This is a genomic window from Hydrogenophaga sp. RWCD_12 (assembly GCF_046604225.1).
Classification (GTDB): Bacteria; Pseudomonadota; Gammaproteobacteria; order Burkholderiales; family Burkholderiaceae_C; genus Hydrogenophaga.
This window is the reverse complement of sequence record NZ_JBKIXC010000002.1, coordinates 214,675-233,672: the sequence shown is the minus strand read 5'-3', so window position 1 is coordinate 233,672 and position 18,998 is coordinate 214,675. Positions and strand designations below refer to the sequence as shown.

Below are 18,998 nucleotides of genomic sequence, written 5' to 3'. Positions count from 1 at the left end.
CGTCAGGAGACGATGTAAGCGCCAGAGCCGCAGGACAGCAGCTTGCCGTCCGGGCCGCGGAACTCCATGCGCGTGGACGCGACGCGCGAGCCCAGGCGCAGCACTTCGGCGCTGAGTTCGAAGTGTTCGCCGATGCTGGGGCGCAGGTAGTCGATGCGCAGGTCGATGGTGCCGAGCTTGCCGAAGCGGTGCAGGCGCTGCTCGGGCGTTTCGTCCATGTGGCGCGCGCCGATGGCGGCCATGCAGGCCAGGCCGCCCATGGCGTCGAGCCCGGCGCTGATGACGCCGCCGTGCACGCGGTTGTAGCTGTAGTGGCCGATCAGTTCGTGCTTCATGTCGATGCGCGCGACCACGCGCTCGGGCAGCAGGCTGGTGATCTTCAGGCCCAGCACCTGGTTGAAGACGATCTTTTCTTCGAAGATGCTCTTGAGCCCCGCGATGAACTCGGGTTCGAACTCGGCGGGCGGCGTGTTGGACTTGCTCATAGGCCCCATTGTCGCGCGGCGAGCTCCTTCATGATTTCTTCGGCGCCGCCGCCGATCATCATGACCTTCACCTCACGGTAGATGCGTTCGCTGGCGGTGCCGCGCATGTAGCCCATGCCGCCAAGGATCTGCACCGCCTGATCGGCGCAGAACTGCATCGCCTGCGTGGCGTGGTTCTTGAGCAGGCAGATCTGCGCCACCCAGTCCGCGCCGGTGTCGCCCGCGTCGGCGCGGGCGGCCAGCGCGTCGGTCCAGGCCTGCGTGGACTCGATGCGCATGCGCATGTCTATCAGCTTGTGGCGGATCACCTGGCGCTCGATCAGCGGTGCGCCGAAGGTCTGGCGCTGGCGCGCCCAGTCGAGCGCTTCGTCGTGACAGGCTTGCGCAAAACCCAGCGCCATCGCCGAGAGCGCGAGGCGCTCGCCGTTGAAGTTGCCCATGACCATGCGAAAGCCCGCGCCCTCCTCGCCCAGCCGGTAGCGCGCAGGCACGCGCACGCCGTCGAAGCGCAGGTGCGCGGTGTCGGAGCAGTGCCAGCCCATCTTCTGCAGCGCGGTGCGAGAGACGCCGGGCCGGTTCATCGGCACCACGATCATGCTAATGCCACCAGCGCCCTTGTTGTTGGCATCGGTGCGGACAGCGAGCGTGACCCAGTCGGCGCGCACGCCAGAGGTGATGAACACCTTCTCGCCGTCGATCACGTAGTCGTTGCCGTCGCGGCGCGCGGTGGTGCGCAGGTTGGCGACGTCGGAGCCACCGCCGGGCTCGGTGATGCCCAGCGCCGCGATCTGGTCGCCGCACAGCACGGGCAGCACGACCTCGGACTGCAACTCGGGCGTGCCGTGCGCAAGCACGGGCGGCAGGCCGATGTTGTGCGAAAACAGGCTGGCCATCAGCCCGCCGCTGGTCCCATGGCGCGCCAGCGTCTGCGACAGCGCATTGCGCGCGCGCCAGGGCGCAGGGGTTCCGCCCAGGTGTTCGGGATAGCCCAGCCCGAGCAGGCCGAGGTCGGCGGCTTCGCGGTAGAGGTCGCGCGGGATCTCGCCCGCAGCCTCCCAGGCGTCGAGGTTGGGGCGCACACGATCCGTCGCGAAGCGCCGCACCGTGTCGACCAGGGATTGCAGGTCCGCCGCATCAAAGGACGCATCGAAATCGGTGGCAGACGTGTTCATGCACCCTCCTCGGCAAACACCAGAAGCACCTGCCCCGGCATCAGCTGCTGACCCGCGACCACGGTCACGCCAGACACAGTCGCGTCGCGCGGCGCGCTGATCTGGTGTTCGATCTTCATGCTCTCGATGGTCAGCAACACCTGGCCGCGCGTGACGCGCTGACCGGGCTGCACCGACAGGGCCACCAGCTTGCCGTTGAACATCGCGCGCAGCTCGCGCGCAGCGACACCGCCGCCCGCGCTGGCGGGAGCGGTGTGACTCAGGTCGTCCAGCGTCACCTGGTCCGCACCCCAGCGCACCTCGCTGCGCCCATCGGGCAGGCGCGACACGGTGGCGCAGCGGGTGATGCCGTCAAGTGTGACCACACCGTCACCGACCACGGCGTCGCATGTATCCGAGCCCACCGTGACCTGCAAGGCGCCGTGGCCCTTTTCGCGCACGACCAAGTCGAACGTCTGTTCACCGTGTAGCCAGCGCAGCGGTCGGGGAAACGGCGACGGCAAGGCGCCCGATCCGTGGCCGAGGTAGCTGGCCGCCAGCGCAGCCGCCACCAGCGACTCGCGGGATGGCGCCAACGCGGCGCGCACCTCGTCAGCGTGTTGCGCAAGAAACGGGATGCCAGCCTCCCCCGCCCGAAACGTCGGGTGCCGCAGGCAGGCGGCCAGGAAGGCGCGGTTGTTGGGCAGGCCGAGCAGCACCGTGTCGTCCAGCGCCTGCGCCAGGAGGTCGATGGCTTCGGCACGGGTGGGCGCATGGGCGATCAGCTTGCCGAGCATGGCGTCGTAGTGCGGCGTGACCACCGCACCGTTCTCCAGCGCGTGATCGAAGCGCAGACCTTCGTGCAGCGGTGGCTCGGTGAAGCGCTGCACGGTGCCGGCGTGCGGCGTGAAGTGGTCGTCTTCGGCGCAGAGGCGGACTTCGATGGCGTGGCCGTCCAGGCGCACCTTGTCCTGCTTCAGCGGCAACGCTTCGCCGCGCGCGACGCGCAACTGCCATTCAACGAGGTCGAGGCCGGTCAACATTTCCGTCACCGGGTGCTCGACCTGCAGGCGCGTGTTCATCTCCATGAGGAAGAACGCATTGCCCTCCAGCAGAAACTCCACCGTGCCAGCGCCCACATAGCCCACGCCCTGCGCGAGCGCGACGGCACAGCGGCCGAGTTCGGCGCGCAGCTCAGGCGACACCGCCGGGCTGGGCGACTCTTCGATGATCTTCTGGTGGCGCCGTTGCACCGAACAGTCGCGCTCGCCCAGGTGCACCGCGTGGCCGTGCGCGTCGGCAAAGACCTGCACCTCCACATGGCGCGGCGCCAGCAGCGCACGCTCGATCAGCAGGTCGCCGTTGCCGAAACCCGCGAGCGCCTCCGAGCGCGCGCTCTGCAAGGCCGGCGGCAACAGGTCGGCGCTGTGGACCAGCCGCATGCCGCGCCCGCCGCCACCGGCCACGGCCTTGACCATGAGCGGAAAGCCGATGCGCTGCGCCTCGGCGACGAAGGTCTCGTCGCGCTGGTCGTCACCGAAATAGCCTGGCAGCACGGGCACACCCTGCTGCAGCGCCACGGCCTTCGCGGCCGACTTGCTGCCCAGCGCACGGATCGCCGCGGGCGGCGGGCCGACCCAGATCAGGCCGGCGTCGAACACCGCCTGCGCGAAGTCGGCGTTTTCGCTGAGAAAGCCGTAGCCCGGATGTACCGCATCGGCGCCACTGCGGCGCGCTGCCTCGATCAGCTTGTCGATGCGCAGGTAGCTGTCGGCCGAAGCCGTGCCACCCAGCGACACCGCCGCATCGGCCTCGCGCACGTGCAAGGCGCCGCGGTCGGCGCCGGAATAGACGGCGACCGTCGCGACGCCCATGCGGCGCGCGGTGCGGAGGATGCGGCGCGCGATCTCGCCGCGGTTGGCGATCAGCAGGCGCTTCATCGGGGACCCGACTGCACCCAGGGTGCCGGCTGCTTGTGCATGAAGGCGTGCAGGCCGCCGGCGGCTTCGCTGCCGCGCAAGGCCGTGGCAAAGGCCAGCGCCGCTTCGTCCCGCAGATCGGGCAGCGGCGCGTGCATGCGGCGCAACAGTTGTTTGGTCGCAGCGGTGGCGCCCGGTGCGGCGCGGCGGAAGTGCACCAGCGTGTCGAGCAGGGCGTCTTCGAGTTCGCCGTCGGCGACCACATCGTTGACGAGACCGAACGCGTGCGCTTCGGACGCGCTGTAGTGCTGCCCGGAAAGCAGGCACTGGCGCGCGGCCCGGTCGCCCAGCCGCTGCCAGACGAAGGGCGCGATCTGGGCCGGCGGCAGTCCCAGCGTGACCTCGGGCGTCGCGAACACCGAGCGCTGCGTGGCCAGCACCACATCGGCGCAGCAGGCCAGGCCGAAGCCGCCGCCCATCGCCGGACCATCGACCGCCACGATCAGCAGCTGCGGGAGCGAGGTCAGCGCGTGCAGCACATCGCCAAAGCCGCGGTTGGCATCGATCAGCGGATCGCGCTCGCCCGGCGGCAGCGGCTGGCCGATGGCGCTGGCGAAGCCGCCGAGGCTGCCACCGGCGCAGAAGGCACCTGCCGCCCCCGTCAGCACCACAGCACGGAGGCCCGCGTCGGCCTGTGCGCGCAGACAGGCCTCGTACAGCGCCACCACCATCGCGTCGTTCAGCGCATTGCGCGAGGCCGGGTCGTTCAGCGTCCAGCGCTCCACATCGCCCTGCCGCACCACCAGAAAGTTGCTCATCGTCGGTTCCTCCGTCGTCGTTCAGTGCACCGGCTTCTTGGCGATGCCCATCATCTTGGTGAGGATGCCCAGCATCACCTCGTCGGCACCGCCGCCGATGGAGGCCAGGCGCCCGTCGCGGTACATGCGCGAGACCTTGTTGTCCCAGGTGAAGCCCATGCCGCCCCAGAACTGCAGGCAGGTGTCGGGCACGGTGCGGTTCAGGCGACCGGCCTTGAGCTTGGCCATGGTGGCCCACTCGGTCACGTCTTCACCGGCCACGTAGTGTTCGCAAGCCTGGTAGGTCAGCGCGCGCAGGCTTTCCACCTCGGTCTTGAGCTCGGCCAGCTTGAACTGCACCCACTGCTGGTCGGCCAGCGTGCTGCCGAACAGCTTGCGCTCCTGCGCGTACTCCACCGTCCACTGGATGCAGTTGGTCAGGCTCTGCAGGCAGCTGGCGGCGGCCCACAGGCGCTCTTCCTGGAACTGCTGCATCTGGTAGATGAAGCCAGCGCCTTCGGCACCGATGCGGTAGCGCTGCGGCACGCGCACCTCGTCGAAGAACAGCAGGCCGGTGTCGCTGCTGTTCATGCCGATCTTCCTGATCTTCTGGCCGACCTCGAAGCCCTTGATGGTCTTGCCGTTCTCGCGCAGCGGCACCATCACCAGGCTCTTGTTCTTGTGCGCCGGGCCGTCGCTGGTGTTGACCAGCATGCACATCCAGTCGGCCTGCAGGCTGTTGGTGATCCACATCTTCTGGCCGCTGATGACATAGTCGTCGCCGTCCTTGCGCGCCACGGTCTTGATCGCCGCCACGTCGCTGCCCGCGCCAGGCTCGCTCACGCCGATGCAGCCCACCGCATCTCCCGCAATGGCCGGCGCCAGGAACTGCGCCCGCAGCTCGTCGCTGCCGAAGCGCGCCAGGGCCGGTGTGCACATGTCGGTCTGCACGCCGATGGCCATCGGGACGCCGCCGCAGTGGATGTGGCCCAGCGCTTCGGCCATCGCCACGCTGTACGAATAGTCCAGCCCCATGCCGCCGTAGGCCTCGGGCTTGGTCAGGCCCAGCAGGCCCAGCTGCCCCATCTGCTTGAAGACCTCGTGCGCGGGGAATATCTCGGCCGCCTCCCATTCGTCGACATGCGGATTGATCTGTTCGTCGATGAAGCGCTTGAGGGTCTTCTGGATCTCGCGGTGTTCGTGGGTGAACTGCATGGCTTGTCTCCGTTGTTTTGGCGGTCTGTATGGGGGTCTGGTGTGGGTCACATGCGCGCGACGCCGAATTGCATGCGACGCGGCTGGTGCAACGCGGCTTCGGTCACGGTGTCGAGACAGAACGTGAGCACCGCGCGGGTGTCGCGCGGGTCGATCACGCCGTCGTCCAGCACCAGGCCGCTGGTGTGGAAGGCGTCGGCCTGCGACTCGAACTTCTGCACGATGGCGTCGAACTGCGCCTTCATCTGGGCCTGCACCTCGGGCGTGTCGGTAGCGATGCCTTTGCGCGCCATGCCGGCTTCGGCCACGATCTGCATTGTCTTGGCGGCCTGCTCGCCGCCCATGACCGCGGTCCGCGCATTGGGCCAGCTGAACAGGAAGCGCGGCGCGTAGCCGCGGCCGCACATGCCGTAGTTGCCGGCACCGAAGCTGGCGCCGCACTGGATGGTGATCTGCGGCACGGTGGCGTTGGTCACGGCCTGGATCATCTTGCTGCCGTGCTTGATCATGCCGGCCTGCTCGCTGTCCTTGCCGACCATGTAGCCGGTGGTGTTCTGCAGGTAGATGATCGGATGGCCGAGCTGGCACATCCACTGGATGAAGTGGGTGGCCTTGTTGGCGCCGGCCACGTCGATCGGGCCGTTGTTGCTGATCAAGCCGACCGGATGGCCACCGATGTGAGCCTGCACGCAGACTGTGGCGGCGCCATAAAGCGGCTTGAATTCAAGCAGGTCGGAACCGTCCGCGATGCGCAGCATGACCTCGCGCATGTCGACCGGCTCGCGGTGGTGCGGCGGCATCAGCGACAGCAGGTCGTCGGCGTCGAAGCGCGGCGGGCTGGCATCGGCAGACGCGGTGGTCTGCCAACCTGTCTGGGAGACCACTTTCCGCGCGATGCCCAGCGCCTCGCGGTCGTCTTCGGCCAGGTACTCGCCCAGCCCTGACACCGCCGTGTGCATCTCGGCGCCGCCCAGTTCTTCTTCGGTCGCGATCTCGCCGGTGGCGGCCTTGAGCAGTGGCGGACCGGCAAGGAAGGCTCGCGAGCGGCCGCGCACCATGATCACCACATCGGAGAGACCCGGCATGTAGGCACCGCCCGCCGTGCCCGAGCCGTGCTGCACGGTGATGACCGGCAGGCCCGCGGCCGAGAGCCGCGCCAGGTTGCGGAACAGGCCACCACCGAGCACGAAGCCCTCGACCTGGTACTTCATCAGGTTCGCGCCCGCGCTCTCCACCAGATGCACGAACGGCAGCCGGTTCTCCAATGCAATCTCCTGCACCCGCAGGATCTTCTCGAGGCCACGCGGCTGGATCGCGCCCGCTTCGATGCCCGAGTCGCTCGCCACCACCATGCAGCGCACGCCAGCAATGAAGCCGATGCCGGCCAGCATGCCCCCACCGGGCACCGACTTCTCCGGGTCCTTGGTGTCGTGCAGGAATCCGGCCAGCGAACACAAGGGCAGATACGGCGCGCCCGGGTCCAGCAGCAGACCGACGCGCTCGCGCGGCAGCAACTGCCCGCGCCTGTGGAACACCGGCGCCGACTGGGCCGAGGCCTGGGCCGCGCGTTCTTCGAGCGCACGCAACAAGGCGATGCGCTCCAGCATCGCGGCGCGGCGTTGCGTTGCCTGCTCTCCATGCGGGTTGAAGCTGGAAGTGAAGCTCATGACTGAAACACCTTCGGCGTCACGTAGCGGTGGAACCCGTCGAACGGCTTGACGGCGTCGCGTTGCTGCGCTTCTTCGGGCGCAGCGACCTGGCCCCAGCCCTGGCGCACCTGCGGCCGTGCGCCATCGACGCGCAGCACCGTGCCGCTGACAAAGCTGGCGGCGGGGGAAAGCAGGAACACGATGGCGGCCGAGGTTTCGGCTTCGTTGCCGAAGCGGCCCAGCGGCACGGTCTGGCGCATCTCGCGCAGCATCGGCGCGGCCTCGGGCGGGTAATGGTCCATGCCACTGGAAGCGATGTAGCCCGGCGCCACGGCGTTCACGCGCACGCCGCTGCGCGCCCACTCCATCGCCGCGGTTTCGGTGAAGCTCACCATGCCCGCGCGCGCCGCACCGCTGTGACCCATGCCGGGCATGGAACCCCAGATGTCGGCCACGATGTTGACTATCGACCCCCCGTGCTCCGCCATGCTCTGCAGGTAGCACTCGCGCGCGACCAGGAAGCCGCCGGTGAGGTTGGTGTCGATCACCGCCTGCCAGCCCTTGGCGCTGATCTTTTCCAGCGGCGTGATGTACTGGCCGCCGGCGTTGTTGACCAGCGCGTCGATGCGGCCGTGCGCGCGCACCGCATCGCCCACCATGGCCTTCACACCCTCTTCGTTGCGGATGTCGCAGACGTGGAAGCTTGCGCGGCCACCGTCTTCGGCGATCTCGACCGCCGTGGCCTGCAACTTCTCGGGGTTGCGCCCCACCAGCACCACCAGCGCCCCCAGCCGCGCCAGCTCGTGTGCTGTGCAGCGGCCGATACCCGATCCGCCGCCGGTGACCATCACCACGCGGCCGGCGAACAGGCCCTCGCGGAACGCCGATCGATACGAGTCGTTCATGACCGACCTCCGCCGGGCCGCCCCAAGGAGGTCGAGCCCCCTCGGGGGGCAGAGAGCGCAGCGAACGTGGGGGTCATGTTGAATCCTTCAGAAAGAGTTGCAACGCCGCTTCGGTCAGGTCGTCGAGCGACTTCTTGCGGCCCGGCTCGAACCACTGCACGGCCCAGTTCAGCGCGCCGAACAGCATCAGCCGCGCCAGGCTGGTGTCACCGCTGAGTTCGCCCCGGTCGTGCAAGGCCTGCAGCACCGGCACCCAGACCGCCTCGTATTCGCGCCGCAGTTCGTTGACCGCCTGACGCTGCACTTCCGAGAGCGAGCGCCATTCGTAGAGCATCACCGGGATGAAATCGCTTTCGTCGCCCAGCAAGACCTCCAGGTGGTTGCGCACCAGCACCCGCAGACAGTCGCGCGCGCTCAGCGGGTGGCCGTGGCTGGCGGCGGCGTGCATGGCGCCGGCCTGCCGGCCGGTCGCCCGCTGCATGCCTTCGAGCATCACGGCCGCCAGCAGCGCTTCCTTGTTTTCGAAGTGGTAGAACGGTGAGCCCGAGCGCATGCCAGCGGCGGCGGCGATGTCGCGCGTGCTGGTCGCGGCAAAGCCCTGCTGGCGGAACAGCCGGGCGGCGGCACGCAGCAACTCCTGTCGGCGGTTGCCGTCGTCACGTTCGTCGGCGGTCTTGCGGGGGCGCCCACGGGCTCGGCGCGGTTCTTCGGACAATGGGGAGACGGGCAAGGCAGCGTTCATGGGCGGCACCATAGCAGCCCCATTTATTTTTAGCAAGCGTTTGCTTTGTAAAAATACTGCCTGCTGTCACCCGCCGGACGCCGCGCCTGCCAACGGTCACTGCTTCGTGCTCACCCGCCAGACCGTGTTGCCCACATCGTCGGCCACCAGCAATCCGCCCCGTGCGTCCACCGCCACACCCACCGGCCGGCCACGGGCTTCACCGTCGGGACTGAGGAATCCGCCCAGCACGGTGCGGGCCGTTCCCGAAGGCTGACCGCCCTCGAACGGCACGAACACCACCTGGTAGCCACTGTGCGGACGGCGGTTCCACGAGCCATGCTGACCGATGAACATGCCGTTCTTGAACGGCGCGGGCAGGCGGCTGCCGACGGCGGAAGCGAGGCCCAGCGGCGCGACGTGCGCCCCCAGCGCGTGGTCGGGCACGATGGCCTTTGCAACCTGCTCCGGGTCGGGTGGACTCACGCGCGGGTCGACATGTTGGCCGTAGTAGCTGAACGGCCAGCCATAGAAGCCTCCGTCGCGCACCGAGGTCAGGTAGTCGGGCACCAGGTCGCTGCCCAGCTCGTCGCGCTCGTTGACCACGGCCCACAGCGCGCGACCGCGGGCGTCCCAGGCCAGGCCGACGGGGTTGCGCAAGCCCGAAGCGAAGACGCGGTGGGCGCCCGTCGCAACGTCCACCTCCCAGACCGCCGCCCGCTCCGCTTCGACTGCCATGCCGTTCTCGCCGACATTGCTGTTCGACCCGACGCCGACGTACAGCCGCCGGCCATCCGGGCTGGCCAGCAGGCTCTTGGTCCAGTGGTGGTTGATGGGTCCGCCGGGCAGGTCCAGCAGCTTCGTGCCGGGCGCGTTGATGGTGGTGTCACCCTGGCGGTAGGGGAAGGACAGCACCGCGTCGGCATTGGCCACAAACAGCCGCTCACCCACCAGCACCATGCCGAACGGCGAATTCAGATCACCCAGCAGCAGCGAGCGCAGATCGGCCACGCCATCGCCATCGGTGTCGCGCAGCAGGGTGATGCGGTTGGCGCTGGGCACGGCCGCGCCGGCGCGCCGCATTACCAGGCCCATCACCAGCCCCTTCACCCAGGCCTTGATGCCCGTGGGCGCGTCCGCCTTGGGTGGCGCATTGGTTTCTGCGACCAGCACATCGCCATTGGGCAGCACCAGCAACCAGCGCGGGTGGTCGAGGTCGCGGGCGAACGCCTGCACCTGCAGGCCCGGCGCGGGCACTGGCATGGTGTCGGCCTGCCATCCCACCGCAGGCGCGATGTTCACGACCGGGAACAGCGCGCGGTCCGGCGTGGGCAACGCCGGGTTGGTGCCCGAGCCCTCGGCGATCGAATAGCGGGCTGGCTCGGCGCAGGCACCCAGTGCCACCAGCACGGCGGCAGCCGCCATGGCCCGCACGGTGTGAATGGAAGAGGTCACAGCGATCACGGTGTGGTGTCCCGGGCGCATCGTTTCAGGCGCCCCAATGGCGGTGTTGCCCCATGGCCATGACAAAGGCCGCCAGGAACGCGTCACTCACCGCGTCCGCAGCGTCCACCAGCACCCCCGCGCGCTTCGGGTCGACCCCGGCCGCGGCGATCAGCCGCACGCTGTCGCCCGACGCCGCCACGGTCTTGCCGTGTCGGCATGCTTGCTCCACGTTGCGCAAAGCCCGCGGGTCGCCGGCCAGCCCATCGGCACCCACCGCCATCGGCGGCAGGTAGAGCGCGTCGAACAGCACCGAGGGCGCGTTGTCCTGCGTGGCATCCACGGCCATGTGACCGCCTTCGGCACACAGCACGCGGCACAGCGTCGGCCCCACCAGGGTCGAGCGCGCACCCGCGGCCGCCAGCGCCTTCTGCATGGCCTGCACCGCCAGACCGTATACGCCGTCGGCCACCAGGATCGCCACCTTGCGCGTGGCGATGCCCGCGCTCTTTTCCACGACCATGCTGAGCGCCGCAGATGGCGCCAGGTCGGCGGTGACCGGGCCTTCGCGGAAACCCGCCCAGGCGGTGGCCGCGGCCTTGTCGGGCGGTTTCGTGCCCAGCGAAGCGGCGACGCGTTGCGCCAGATCGGCGTCCACGTGCGCCAGCGTGTCCACCATGCGTTGCCGGATCGCGGGCGTCTGCAGCTTGGACAGTTCGAACTGGAACGCAGCGACCAGATGGTCTTTCTCCGGTGCCGACTGGCTGACCCAGAACAGCCGGGCCTGCGCATAGTGCTCGTCGAACGAGGCGCTGCGCGCGCGCAACTTGGGCGGCTCCAAGGCTTCGGGATAGCTGGTGAAACCGGCCGGTCCGACCGGGTCGAAGCTGCGGCCATCGACGCGGAACTCCTCGCCGTTGGCCAATGTGTTGGGCTCGTAGGCCACGCGACCGGCGCCAATGGACTGGCGGTGCATGCCGTCTCGCTGGAAGTTGTGCATCGGGCACACGCCCCTGTTGATCGGCAGCTCGTGGAAATTCGCGCCGCCCAGGCGCGAGAGCTGGGTGTCGGTGTACGAGAACAGCCGGCCCTGCAGCAGCGGGTCGTTGGAGAAGTCGATGCCCGGTACGAGATGGCCCGGGTGAAACGCCACCTGCTCGGTTTCTGCAAAGAAGTTGTCGGGGTTGCGGTTGAGCACCATGCGCCCGATGCGGCGCACCGGCACCAGTTCCTCGGGGATCAGTTTGGTGGGGTCGAGCAGGTCGAAAGAAAAACGGTGCTCGTCGGCCTCGGGCACCACCTGCACGCCCAGTTCCCATTCGGGAAACTGCCCGCTGGCGATGGCTTCCCAGAGGTCGCGTCGGTGGAAGTCGACATCCTGGCCGGCCAGCGCCTGCGCCTCGTCCCAGGTGAGCGCATGCACGCCGAGCTTGGGCTTCCAGTGAAACTTGACGAAGCTCGACACGCCATGCGCGTTCACGAAGCGGAAGGTGTGCACGCCGAAGCCTTCCATCATGCGCAGGCTGCGCGGAATGCCGCGGTCCGACATCACCCACATCAGCATGTGCGTGGTCTCGGGCATGAGCGTGGCGAAGTCCCAGAAGGTGTCGTGCGCGCTGGCCGCCTGTGGCATCTCGCTGTCGGGTTCGGGCTTGACGGCGTGGATCAGGTCGGGGAACTTGATCGCATCCTGGATGAAGAACACCGGGATGTTGTTGCCCACCAGGTCGACGTTGCCCTCGGGCGTGTAGAACTTCACCGCGAAGCCGCGTGCATCGCGCACCGTGTCGGCCGAGCCGCGCGAACCGGCCACCGTGGAGAAGCGGGCGAACACCGGCGTCTGCACCGTTGGGTCGCACAGGAAGCCGGCGCGGGTAATCGCCGATTCGCTCTGGTAGACCTCGAAAAAGCCGTGCGCACCCGCGCCGCGCGCGTGCACCGCGCGCTCGGGAATGCGCTCGTGATCGAAGTGCGTGATCTTCTCGCGCAGGATGAAGTCTTCCAGCAGTGTCGGCCCGCGCGCACCGGCCTTGAGCGAGTTGTGGTTGTCGCTCAGCAAGAGCCCCTGGTTGGTGGTGAGGCGGTCCAATGGCGTGTCCAGCGCCGGCGCCATCGCCGCCTGCTTCACGCCCTGGCGCGGCGCTTCCACGGTCTCGGCGGGGAGCTCGATGCCGACCGGCTCCGCGGTCGAGACCATGCCCGGCGGCGGAGAGCCTTCGGCGGTGAAGTCGGACTGCGCTGCGGCCAGTGTCTTCGCCGGAGCGGTCTTCACGGGCACGCTGCGGGAGCTTTGGGGGTGTGTCTTGGACATGAAACGGTCCTCGGTTGGGCTGGCGCGTGGGCGCGATCGGGGGAGCAATCTCCCACCCGGGACGCCGCGCGTCGGTGCGCCAGCGAACACCCGAAGGCACTGACTGTTCGTCAGCAGACAGACGCTGCCCGCAGGCACGACAACACTGCCGCTTTGCCCCATCGAAAGGCCGCACCATGCACACCGTCACGACCCACGACAAGACACGCCTCTATGTCAAGGACTGGGGCGAAGGCCCTGCGGTGGTCCTGATCCACGGCTGGCCACTCTCGTCCGACAGCTGGGACGACCAGGCGATGGCGATTGCCCAGGCGGGATACCGCGTGATCGCCTACGACCGGCGCGGCTTCGGCCGCTCCACCCAGCCCTGGAGCGGCTACGACTACGACACTCTGGCCGACGACCTGGCCACTGTGGTCCAGCAGACCGGCGCGCAGGACGCGACCCTGGTGGGCTTCTCGATGGGCGGCGGCGAGGTGGCGCGCTACATGGCACGCCACGGCGGGAAGTCGGTGGCCAAGTGCGCACTGCTGTCGTCCATCCTGCCCTTCCGCCTGAAGACCGGCGACAACCCGTCCGGCACCGAACAGGCCGCCTTCGACAAGACGGCACTGGCCCTGGAAACAGACCGCGCACAGTTCTACACCGGCTTCTTCAAGACCTTCTTTGGCGAAGATTCGACCGAGCGCCCCGTCAGCGCCGAATTGCGGGAATGGGCCCGCGGCGTTGCGCTGCAGGCCAGCCTGAAGGCCAGCATCGCCTGCATGCGCGCGTTCTCGTCGACCGACTTCCGGACCGATCTGAAGGCCTTCACCGTGCCCACGCTGCTCATCCACGGGACCGAGGACAAGACCGTGCCGATCGCGGCCTCCAGTCGGGTCGCTGCGCAAGGCATCGCCCAAAGCACGCTGATCGAATACCACGGCGCTTCCCACGGCCTGTTCGCCACCGACAAGCAGCGGCTAAACGGCGACCTGCTCGCCTTTCTGGCGCGCGCGGCCTGAACGCCAACAGCGGCACGGCTCCCGGGCTTGGCTGCTGCTGCCCGGACATGAACAAGGGCTGCAACCCCTAGGTTGCAGCCCTTGCCCGGGACCATCTCACAGGATCAGATATGACCATCCGAGTACGGCGTCACACCGTAGTAGTCGTGGATCTTCTTTGTCCACACGGTGTCAGCCATGTCAGGCCACTGATCCTTGTCGAAGCCGGGCGCGTTTTCCAGACGGTCCTTGGACACGTCCAGCACAAAGCGCTTGTTCACCGTGTCCAGCGTCAGGGCGCTCCATGGCACGGCAAAGAGCTTGTCGCCCATGCCCAGGAAGCCGCCGTGCGAGAGCACCGCATAGGCGACCCGGCCGTTGCTCATGTCCAGCATGATTTCCTTGATGTCGCCCAGGTCTTCGTCCTGGCGGTTGAAGACGTCGTTGCCGTCCAGCGTGTTGGCGCCCATCAGGCCCGGGCCGGGTCCGCCACTGGAACGGCTCTTGTACATGCCGAAGGTGTCCTGCTCTTGGTAGTTCATGGTGATCCTTTCGATGCCAGCAAGGCGGTGGTGCGAAGTGCATGCACCCGATGCCGGAACGCCAGCTTAGGCAGCACCCGCCCACCGGTCTGTACTGCAGCGCACACCCCGGGCAGGCTTTTCATCGGGCGCATGGCGCAGCCGAAGGGATTCCGTCAGAAACCGGAAAACAACCATAAAAACAGGAAATAACATCATTGAATATCTGATTTTTTAAGCGATTCGTTTCCGCTATCTTCAGAGTCCTTTCTTTTCCTCTCGCTGGAGAATCACATGAAAAAACTGCTGTCCCTGTTGGCCGTCGTGCTGACGCTGGGCCTGGGCACCGCCCACATGGACGCCGAGGCCAAGCGCCTGGGCGGGTCGCGTTCGGTGGGCATGCAACGCCAGGCCACGCCGCCGGCCAAAGCGCCCGACGCAACGCCCAGCGTTGCCGCTCCAGCCGCCGGTACGGCTGCTACAGCCGGTGCCGCGGCGGCCGCGCCCAAGCGCAACTGGATGGGCCCGCTCGCCGGTCTGGCCGCCGGCCTGGGCCTGGCCGCGCTGGCTTCGCACCTGGGCTTCGGTGAAGGCTTTGCCAACATGCTGATGATCGGCCTGCTGGTCATGGTTGCGTTCGCCGCGTTCCGCTTCTTCATGGCCAAACGCGCAGCTTCGCAGGGTGGTGGCATGGCCTATGCCGGCGCGGGGGCAGGCGCTGGCCAGTCCAACCCGGGCAACGTGTTCCGCATGCCACCCGCCGGCAACGGCACGGCACCGGCCGCTGGCGGCTCGATGATCGGAGCGAACCTGCAAGGCGCCCAGCCGCGCATTCCGGCCGACTTCGACGTCGCGGCTTTCGAGCGCAACGCCAAGGTCAACTTCATCCGCCTGCAGGCTTCCAACGACACGGGCAACCTGGACGACATCCGCCAGTTCACCTCGCCCGAGATGTTCGCCGAACTGCAGATGGACATCCGCGACCGCAACGGCGCCACGCAGCAGACCGACGTGATGCAGCTGAACGCGCAGGTCCTTGAAGTCGCCGAAGAAGGCGCCATGTACATCGTCAGCGTGCGCTTCACCGGTGAACTGCGCGAAGACGGCGTGGTCGGCCCGATCAACGAGATCTGGCACCTGACCAAGCCGCGCCAGGGCAACGGTGGCTGGACGCTCGCGGGCATCCAGCAAGGCAACTGATCGCCGCACCGCACTGTTTCTTGTCGCTCCTAGAGAGCTCCTCGCTTGCCCCGGCCCTGTGCCGGGGCTTTTTTTTGCCTCCAGCTTGTTGCTTCAGGCCTTGAGGCCGTAGCGGCGCAGGCGGGCCGCGATCGCCGAGTGCGAGGTACCCAGCCGCTCAGCGAGCTTGCGGGTGCTCGGGTACTCGGGCAGGAGGCGCTCCAGCAGCGCACGCTCGAAACCGCCAACCGCTTCGTCCAGCGTCCCCACCTCCTCGACGGCCGCCGGCACCACGCTCACGTCGGCGCCTGCCAACTCCAGCGCGGCCACATCGATCACCGGCGATTCGCTGAGCGTCACCGCCCGGAAGATCACGTTCTGCAACTGCCGCACGTTGCCACGCCAGGGATTGGCCAACAACGCCTCACCCGCCGCGCGGCTCAGGCGCGCCTTGGGTCGCCCGGTCTGCGCGCAGGCGCGTTCGAGAAACACCTGCGCCAGCGGCAGGATGTCTTCGGTGCGCTCGCGCAGCGGCGGCAGGTTCAGCTGCAGCACGTCGAGCCGGAACAGCAGGTCCTGCCGGAACGCACCGGTGGTCACCATCTCTTCCAGCGCCCGGTGCGTCGCGCTGATGACGCGCACGTTCACCTTGAGGTCGCGCTCGCCGCCGACGCGACGGAAGCTGCCGTCGTTGAGAAAACGCAGCAGCTTGGCCTGCAGGTAGGGCGACATCTCGCCCACCTCGTCAAGGAACAGCGTGCCACCGTCGGTCAGCTCCAGCAGGCCCGGCCGGCCGCCACGCAGCGCGCCGGTGAAGGCACCGCTGGCGTAGCCAAACAGCTCGCTCTCGGCCAGGCTCTCGGGCAGGGCCGCACAGTTGAGTGCAAAGAACGGCTGGTCGCGGCGCGGACTGCCGGCGTGGCACGCCTGCGCCACCAGTTCCTTGCCGGTGCCGGTTTCGCCGCGGATCAGCAGTGGCGCATCCACCTGCGCCATGCGCACGGCGCGCTGTTTGAGCGCGCGGATCGCCGGTGACTGGCCGAGGATGGCGTCGAAGCCACCCGCGCCGTGGTTCTGCAGCGCGCTGATGCGCTCGCCCAAGCGTTGCGGCGCGTGCAGCGTCAGCACGGCTCCCGCCACATTTCCGCCCGCGTCGTGCAGTGCCACGGTTTCCATCAGGAAACGCTGCCCGCCGATCTGCACTTCGCTCACCGGCAGCCGCGCGCCCTGCGCCACCAGCGCGTCGACCAGGGCCTGGTCGCCGGTCAGCTCACGCAAGGAGCGCCCGGCCAGCTCGGCCTCGGGCATGCCGCAGACAGCGACCGCGGCCGCATTCGCCAGCACCACCACGCCACGTCCGTCGACCGCCAGCACCGGGTCGGTCAGTGACGTCATCAGCGCATCCAGGTAGAGGCGCCGCCGCGCACCCGGCAGCATTTCCAGCTCATCCACCGACAGCACGCCCGACACCCGCATCAGCGGTTCGCGCAGCGCCGCCAGATCCTGCGCACCGAGCGCAGGCGCTTCGATATAGATGTGGGGTGGTTCGACCTCGACCGCCGACACGTTGAGCGCACGGCTGGCGAGCGCGGCGAGGATTTCCTGGGCGATGCCGACCCGGTCGGTGAAGTGGACGTCGATGCGCATGGTGTATTGAATTTGTTCCATTGTATGGATTTCAGTCCAACCAAAGTCGCGTCACGTAACGACTTCAATACACCGACCCAAAACCAATGGGGCTTTCCCTTTCCAGATCAAGCACTTGCAGTGGTGCGGCCGGTGGCACGGCGCTTGCAAAAGGGAAGCACCGGGCCAACAAGTACCGCCATCGCGGCGCAGGCCTCACGGAGCACGACGATGCGGGTACTGGTTCTGGGCAGCGGAGTGATCGGCACGACGATCGCGTATTACCTGGCGCGCGACGGCCACGAGGTCGAGGTCGTCGACCGCCAACCCGGCCCCGCGCTGGAAACCAGCTATGCCAACGCTGGCGAGGTCTCGCCCGGCTACTCCGCGCCCTGGGCCGGCCCGGGCGTGCCGCGCAAGGCCATCACCTGGTTGCTGATGCACCACAGCCCGCTGGTCATCAAACCCATTCTCGACCCGGCGATGTGGCGCTGGGGGTTGTCCATGCTGCGCAACTGCACCGAGGCGCGCTACCAGGTCAACAAGGGCCGCATGGTGCGGCTGGCCGAATACAGCCGCGACTGCCTCAAGGAACTGCGCGCCGACATCGGCATCGAGTACGACCACCGCGAGCAAGGCACGCTGCAACTCTTCCGCACCCAGAAGCAGCTCGACGGAACGGCCAAGGACATCGAGATCCTGAAGGAATACGGTGTGCCCTACCAGGTGCTCGACCAGGCCGGCTACCTGAAGCACGAACCCGCGCTGGTGGACGTGAAGGAGAAGTTCGTCGGCGCGCTGCGCCTGCCGGGCGACGAAACCGGCGACTGCTTCAAGTTCACCAACGCGCTGGCCGAGAAGGCCAAGGCCCTGGGTGTGAAGTTCCGCTTCGGCGTGGGCATCGACGCGCTGGAGCGCAGCGGCAACAAGATCACCGGCGTTCGCACCAGCGAAGGCCTCAAGACCGCCGACCGCTATGTGCTTGCGCTGGGCAGCTACTCGACCGCCATGCTCGCGCCGCTGGGCATCCGCGTCCCCGTCTACCCGGTCAAGGGTTTCTCGATCACCGTGCCCATCACCAACGCCCACAAGGCACCCGAGTCGACCATCATGGACGAGACCCACAAGGTCGCCGTCACGCGGTTGGGCGACCGCATCCGGGTCGGCGGCACGGCGCAGCTCTCGGGCTTTGACCTGCAGCTCAACGAAGGCCGGCGCAAGACGCTGGAGTTCGTCGTCACCGACCTGTTCCCGCGGGCGGGCGACGTGGCCAAGGCCGAGTTCTGGACCGGCCTGCGCCCGATGACGCCCGATGGCACGCCCATCGTCGGCGATTGCAAATACGACAACCTGCTGCTCTCCACCGGCCACGGCACGCTGGGCTGGACCATGGCCACCGGCACCGGCCGCGTGATGGCCGATCTGATCGCCGGCAGAAAGCCGGAGATCAGCATGGAAGGGCTGACGGTCGCGCGCTACGGTTGAGCAGGCGCGTCAGGCGGCCTGCTTCTCTCCCGGCAGCGCCGCCTTGTAGACCGAGTTCTTCGGCGCAGCCATGAGCCGGCGCAGCATGGGCTCGAAGTGGCTCAGGGGCAGTGTCTCGTTGGCGGGATCAAAGGCCGGGTTGTCGTAGCGCTCGACGAATTCGGCTGCGCGCTGGTAGTGCGGGTGGTCCTTGAACAGGTCGCGCATGTTGCGGTCCAGACCGATGTGGTGGAAGAAGTTGTAGCCCTGGAAAATGCCGTGGTGCTGCACCATCCACAAGTTTTCCTCGCTCACGAAGGGCTTGAGGATGGCGGCGGCGATGTCGGGGTGGTTGAACGAACCGAGCGTGTCGCCGATGTCGTGCAGCAGCGCGCAGATCACGTACTCCTCGTCGCGCCCGTCCCTGAGGGCGAGCGTCGCCGCCTGCAGGCTGTGGGTCAGCCGATCGACAGGAAAACCGCCATGGTCGCCGTCGAGCAGCTTCAGGTGGTCGAGCACCCGGTCGGGCAGTGATTTCGCCATCGCCATGGCTTCGGGAAGAATGCAGGCCCAGTCTTCACGGGTGCTTTCTTCCATGCGCTTGAAGGTGGCGCGGTTCTGCATGTCTG

16 protein-coding genes are annotated in these 18,998 nt (G+C 67.9%); 3 read left to right on the top strand and 13 right to left on the bottom strand.

Annotated features, from left to right (window positions below; all coding sequences use genetic code 11):
* Positions 1-2 precede the first annotated feature (2 nt).
* The 10 genes from ACLIJ1_RS08145 to ACLIJ1_RS08100 form a co-directional block, all read right to left on the bottom strand.
* Positions 3-485, bottom strand: coding sequence for a thioesterase family protein (locus ACLIJ1_RS08145; protein ID WP_411365010.1), 483 nt, complete (start codon positions 483-485; stop codon positions 3-5).
* Positions 482-1,657, bottom strand: a complete 1,176-nt coding sequence (locus ACLIJ1_RS08140) for an acyl-CoA dehydrogenase family protein (protein WP_411365009.1) — start codon at positions 1,655-1,657, stop codon at positions 482-484. The genes ACLIJ1_RS08145 and ACLIJ1_RS08140 overlap by 4 nt, the downstream gene beginning before the upstream one ends.
* Entirely contained in the window at positions 1,654-3,576 is a 1,923-nt protein-coding gene (locus ACLIJ1_RS08135; protein WP_411365008.1) for a biotin carboxylase N-terminal domain-containing protein, read from the bottom strand. The genes ACLIJ1_RS08140 and ACLIJ1_RS08135 overlap by 4 nt, the downstream gene beginning before the upstream one ends.
* The gene (locus ACLIJ1_RS08130; RefSeq protein WP_411365007.1) at positions 3,573-4,373 is read right to left on the bottom strand and encodes an enoyl-CoA hydratase/isomerase family protein; all 801 of its coding nucleotides are present in this window, start codon (positions 4,371-4,373) and stop codon (positions 3,573-3,575) included. Before ACLIJ1_RS08130 ends, ACLIJ1_RS08135 begins: the two co-directional genes overlap by 4 nt.
* Before the next feature lie 21 nt (positions 4,374-4,394).
* Entirely contained in the window at positions 4,395-5,567 is a 1,173-nt protein-coding gene (locus ACLIJ1_RS08125; RefSeq protein ID WP_411365006.1) for an acyl-CoA dehydrogenase family protein, read from the bottom strand.
* A gap of 47 nt (positions 5,568-5,614) precedes the next feature.
* On the bottom strand, positions 5,615-7,234 hold the full coding sequence (locus tag ACLIJ1_RS08120) for an acyl-CoA carboxylase subunit beta (protein ID WP_411365005.1): 1,620 nt from the start codon (positions 7,232-7,234) through the stop codon (positions 5,615-5,617).
* Positions 7,231-8,121 (bottom strand): SDR family oxidoreductase, encoded by an 891-nt coding sequence (locus tag ACLIJ1_RS08115; RefSeq protein ID WP_411365004.1) that lies wholly within the window; start codon positions 8,119-8,121, stop codon positions 7,231-7,233. Before ACLIJ1_RS08115 ends, ACLIJ1_RS08120 begins: the two co-directional genes overlap by 4 nt.
* A gap of 73 nt (positions 8,122-8,194) precedes the next feature.
* Positions 8,195-8,863 carry a TetR/AcrR family transcriptional regulator gene (locus tag ACLIJ1_RS08110; protein WP_411365003.1) on the bottom strand — a complete coding sequence of 223 codons (669 nt, stop codon included), beginning with the start codon at positions 8,861-8,863 and terminating at the stop codon, positions 8,195-8,197.
* Between the two features lie 96 nt (positions 8,864-8,959).
* Entirely contained in the window at positions 8,960-10,327 is a 1,368-nt protein-coding gene (locus ACLIJ1_RS08105) for a PQQ-dependent sugar dehydrogenase (protein ID WP_411365002.1), read from the bottom strand.
* Positions 10,328-10,331: 4 nt separating this feature from the next.
* Entirely contained in the window at positions 10,332-12,482 is a 2,151-nt protein-coding gene (locus ACLIJ1_RS08100; protein ID WP_411365730.1) for a catalase, read from the bottom strand.
* A 290-nt stretch (positions 12,483-12,772) separates the two neighbouring features.
* Between ACLIJ1_RS08100 and ACLIJ1_RS08095 the strand changes: the two genes are divergently transcribed.
* Entirely contained in the window at positions 12,773-13,600 is an 828-nt protein-coding gene (locus tag ACLIJ1_RS08095; RefSeq protein WP_411365001.1) for an alpha/beta fold hydrolase, read from the top strand.
* Positions 13,601-13,704: 104 nt separating this feature from the next.
* Here ACLIJ1_RS08095 and ACLIJ1_RS08090 read toward each other — a convergent pair whose 3' ends face one another.
* Entirely contained in the window at positions 13,705-14,121 is a 417-nt protein-coding gene (locus ACLIJ1_RS08090) for a PRC-barrel domain-containing protein (RefSeq protein ID WP_411365000.1), read from the bottom strand.
* Positions 14,122-14,394: 273 nt separating this feature from the next.
* Between ACLIJ1_RS08090 and ACLIJ1_RS08085 the strand changes: the two genes are divergently transcribed.
* Positions 14,395-15,300 (top strand): Tim44 domain-containing protein, encoded by a 906-nt coding sequence (locus ACLIJ1_RS08085; protein ID WP_411364999.1) that lies wholly within the window; start codon positions 14,395-14,397, stop codon positions 15,298-15,300.
* A gap of 93 nt (positions 15,301-15,393) precedes the next feature.
* On the opposite strand, the gene ACLIJ1_RS08080 is transcribed toward ACLIJ1_RS08085, so the two are convergent.
* On the bottom strand, positions 15,394-16,947 hold the full coding sequence (locus ACLIJ1_RS08080) for a sigma 54-interacting transcriptional regulator (RefSeq protein ID WP_411364998.1): 1,554 nt from the start codon (positions 16,945-16,947) through the stop codon (positions 15,394-15,396).
* 189 nt (positions 16,948-17,136) lie between these two features.
* On the opposite strand from ACLIJ1_RS08080, the gene ACLIJ1_RS08075 reads away from it, so the two are divergent.
* Positions 17,137-18,390: a D-amino acid dehydrogenase gene (locus ACLIJ1_RS08075; RefSeq protein WP_411364997.1), complete on the top strand. Its 1,254-nt coding sequence runs from the start codon at positions 17,137-17,139 to the stop codon at positions 18,388-18,390.
* A 9-nt stretch (positions 18,391-18,399) separates the two neighbouring features.
* On the opposite strand, the gene ACLIJ1_RS08070 is transcribed toward ACLIJ1_RS08075, so the two are convergent.
* Complete coding sequence (locus ACLIJ1_RS08070; protein WP_411364996.1) at positions 18,400-18,993, bottom strand: HD domain-containing protein; 594 nt, start codon at positions 18,991-18,993, stop codon at positions 18,400-18,402.
* Positions 18,994-18,998 lie beyond the last annotated feature (5 nt).

Excerpts from the sequence above, each read along its gene's own strand:
- ACLIJ1_RS08145 (WP_411365010.1), bottom strand. The coding sequence starts at position 485 with ATGAGCAAGTCCAACACGCCGCCCGCCGAGTTCGAACCCGAGTTCATC.
- ACLIJ1_RS08140 (WP_411365009.1), bottom strand. The coding sequence starts at position 1,657 with ATGAACACGTCTGCCACCGATTTCGATGCGTCCTTTGATGCGGCGGAC.
- ACLIJ1_RS08135 (WP_411365008.1), bottom strand. The coding sequence starts at position 3,576 with ATGAAGCGCCTGCTGATCGCCAACCGCGGCGAGATCGCGCGCCGCATC.
- ACLIJ1_RS08130 (WP_411365007.1), bottom strand. The coding sequence starts at position 4,373 with ATGAGCAACTTTCTGGTGGTGCGGCAGGGCGATGTGGAGCGCTGGACG.
- ACLIJ1_RS08125 (WP_411365006.1), bottom strand. The coding sequence starts at position 5,567 with ATGCAGTTCACCCACGAACACCGCGAGATCCAGAAGACCCTCAAGCGC.
- ACLIJ1_RS08120 (WP_411365005.1), bottom strand. The coding sequence starts at position 7,234 with ATGAGCTTCACTTCCAGCTTCAACCCGCATGGAGAGCAGGCAACGCAA.
- ACLIJ1_RS08115 (WP_411365004.1), bottom strand. The coding sequence starts at position 8,121 with ATGAACGACTCGTATCGATCGGCGTTCCGCGAGGGCCTGTTCGCCGGC.
- ACLIJ1_RS08110 (WP_411365003.1), bottom strand. The coding sequence starts at position 8,863 with ATGAACGCTGCCTTGCCCGTCTCCCCATTGTCCGAAGAACCGCGCCGA.
- ACLIJ1_RS08105 (WP_411365002.1), bottom strand. The coding sequence starts at position 10,327 with ATGCGCCCGGGACACCACACCGTGATCGCTGTGACCTCTTCCATTCAC.
- ACLIJ1_RS08100 (WP_411365730.1), bottom strand. The coding sequence starts at position 12,482 with ATGGTCTCGACCGCGGAGCCGGTCGGCATCGAGCTCCCCGCCGAGACC.
- ACLIJ1_RS08095 (WP_411365001.1), top strand. The coding sequence starts at position 12,773 with ATGCACACCGTCACGACCCACGACAAGACACGCCTCTATGTCAAGGAC.
- ACLIJ1_RS08090 (WP_411365000.1), bottom strand. The coding sequence starts at position 14,121 with ATGAACTACCAAGAGCAGGACACCTTCGGCATGTACAAGAGCCGTTCC.
- ACLIJ1_RS08085 (WP_411364999.1), top strand. The coding sequence starts at position 14,395 with ATGAAAAAACTGCTGTCCCTGTTGGCCGTCGTGCTGACGCTGGGCCTG.
- ACLIJ1_RS08080 (WP_411364998.1), bottom strand. The coding sequence starts at position 16,947 with ATGGAACAAATTCAATACACCATGCGCATCGACGTCCACTTCACCGAC.
- ACLIJ1_RS08075 (WP_411364997.1), top strand. The coding sequence starts at position 17,137 with ATGCGGGTACTGGTTCTGGGCAGCGGAGTGATCGGCACGACGATCGCG.
- ACLIJ1_RS08070 (WP_411364996.1), bottom strand. The coding sequence starts at position 18,993 with ATGCAGAACCGCGCCACCTTCAAGCGCATGGAAGAAAGCACCCGTGAA.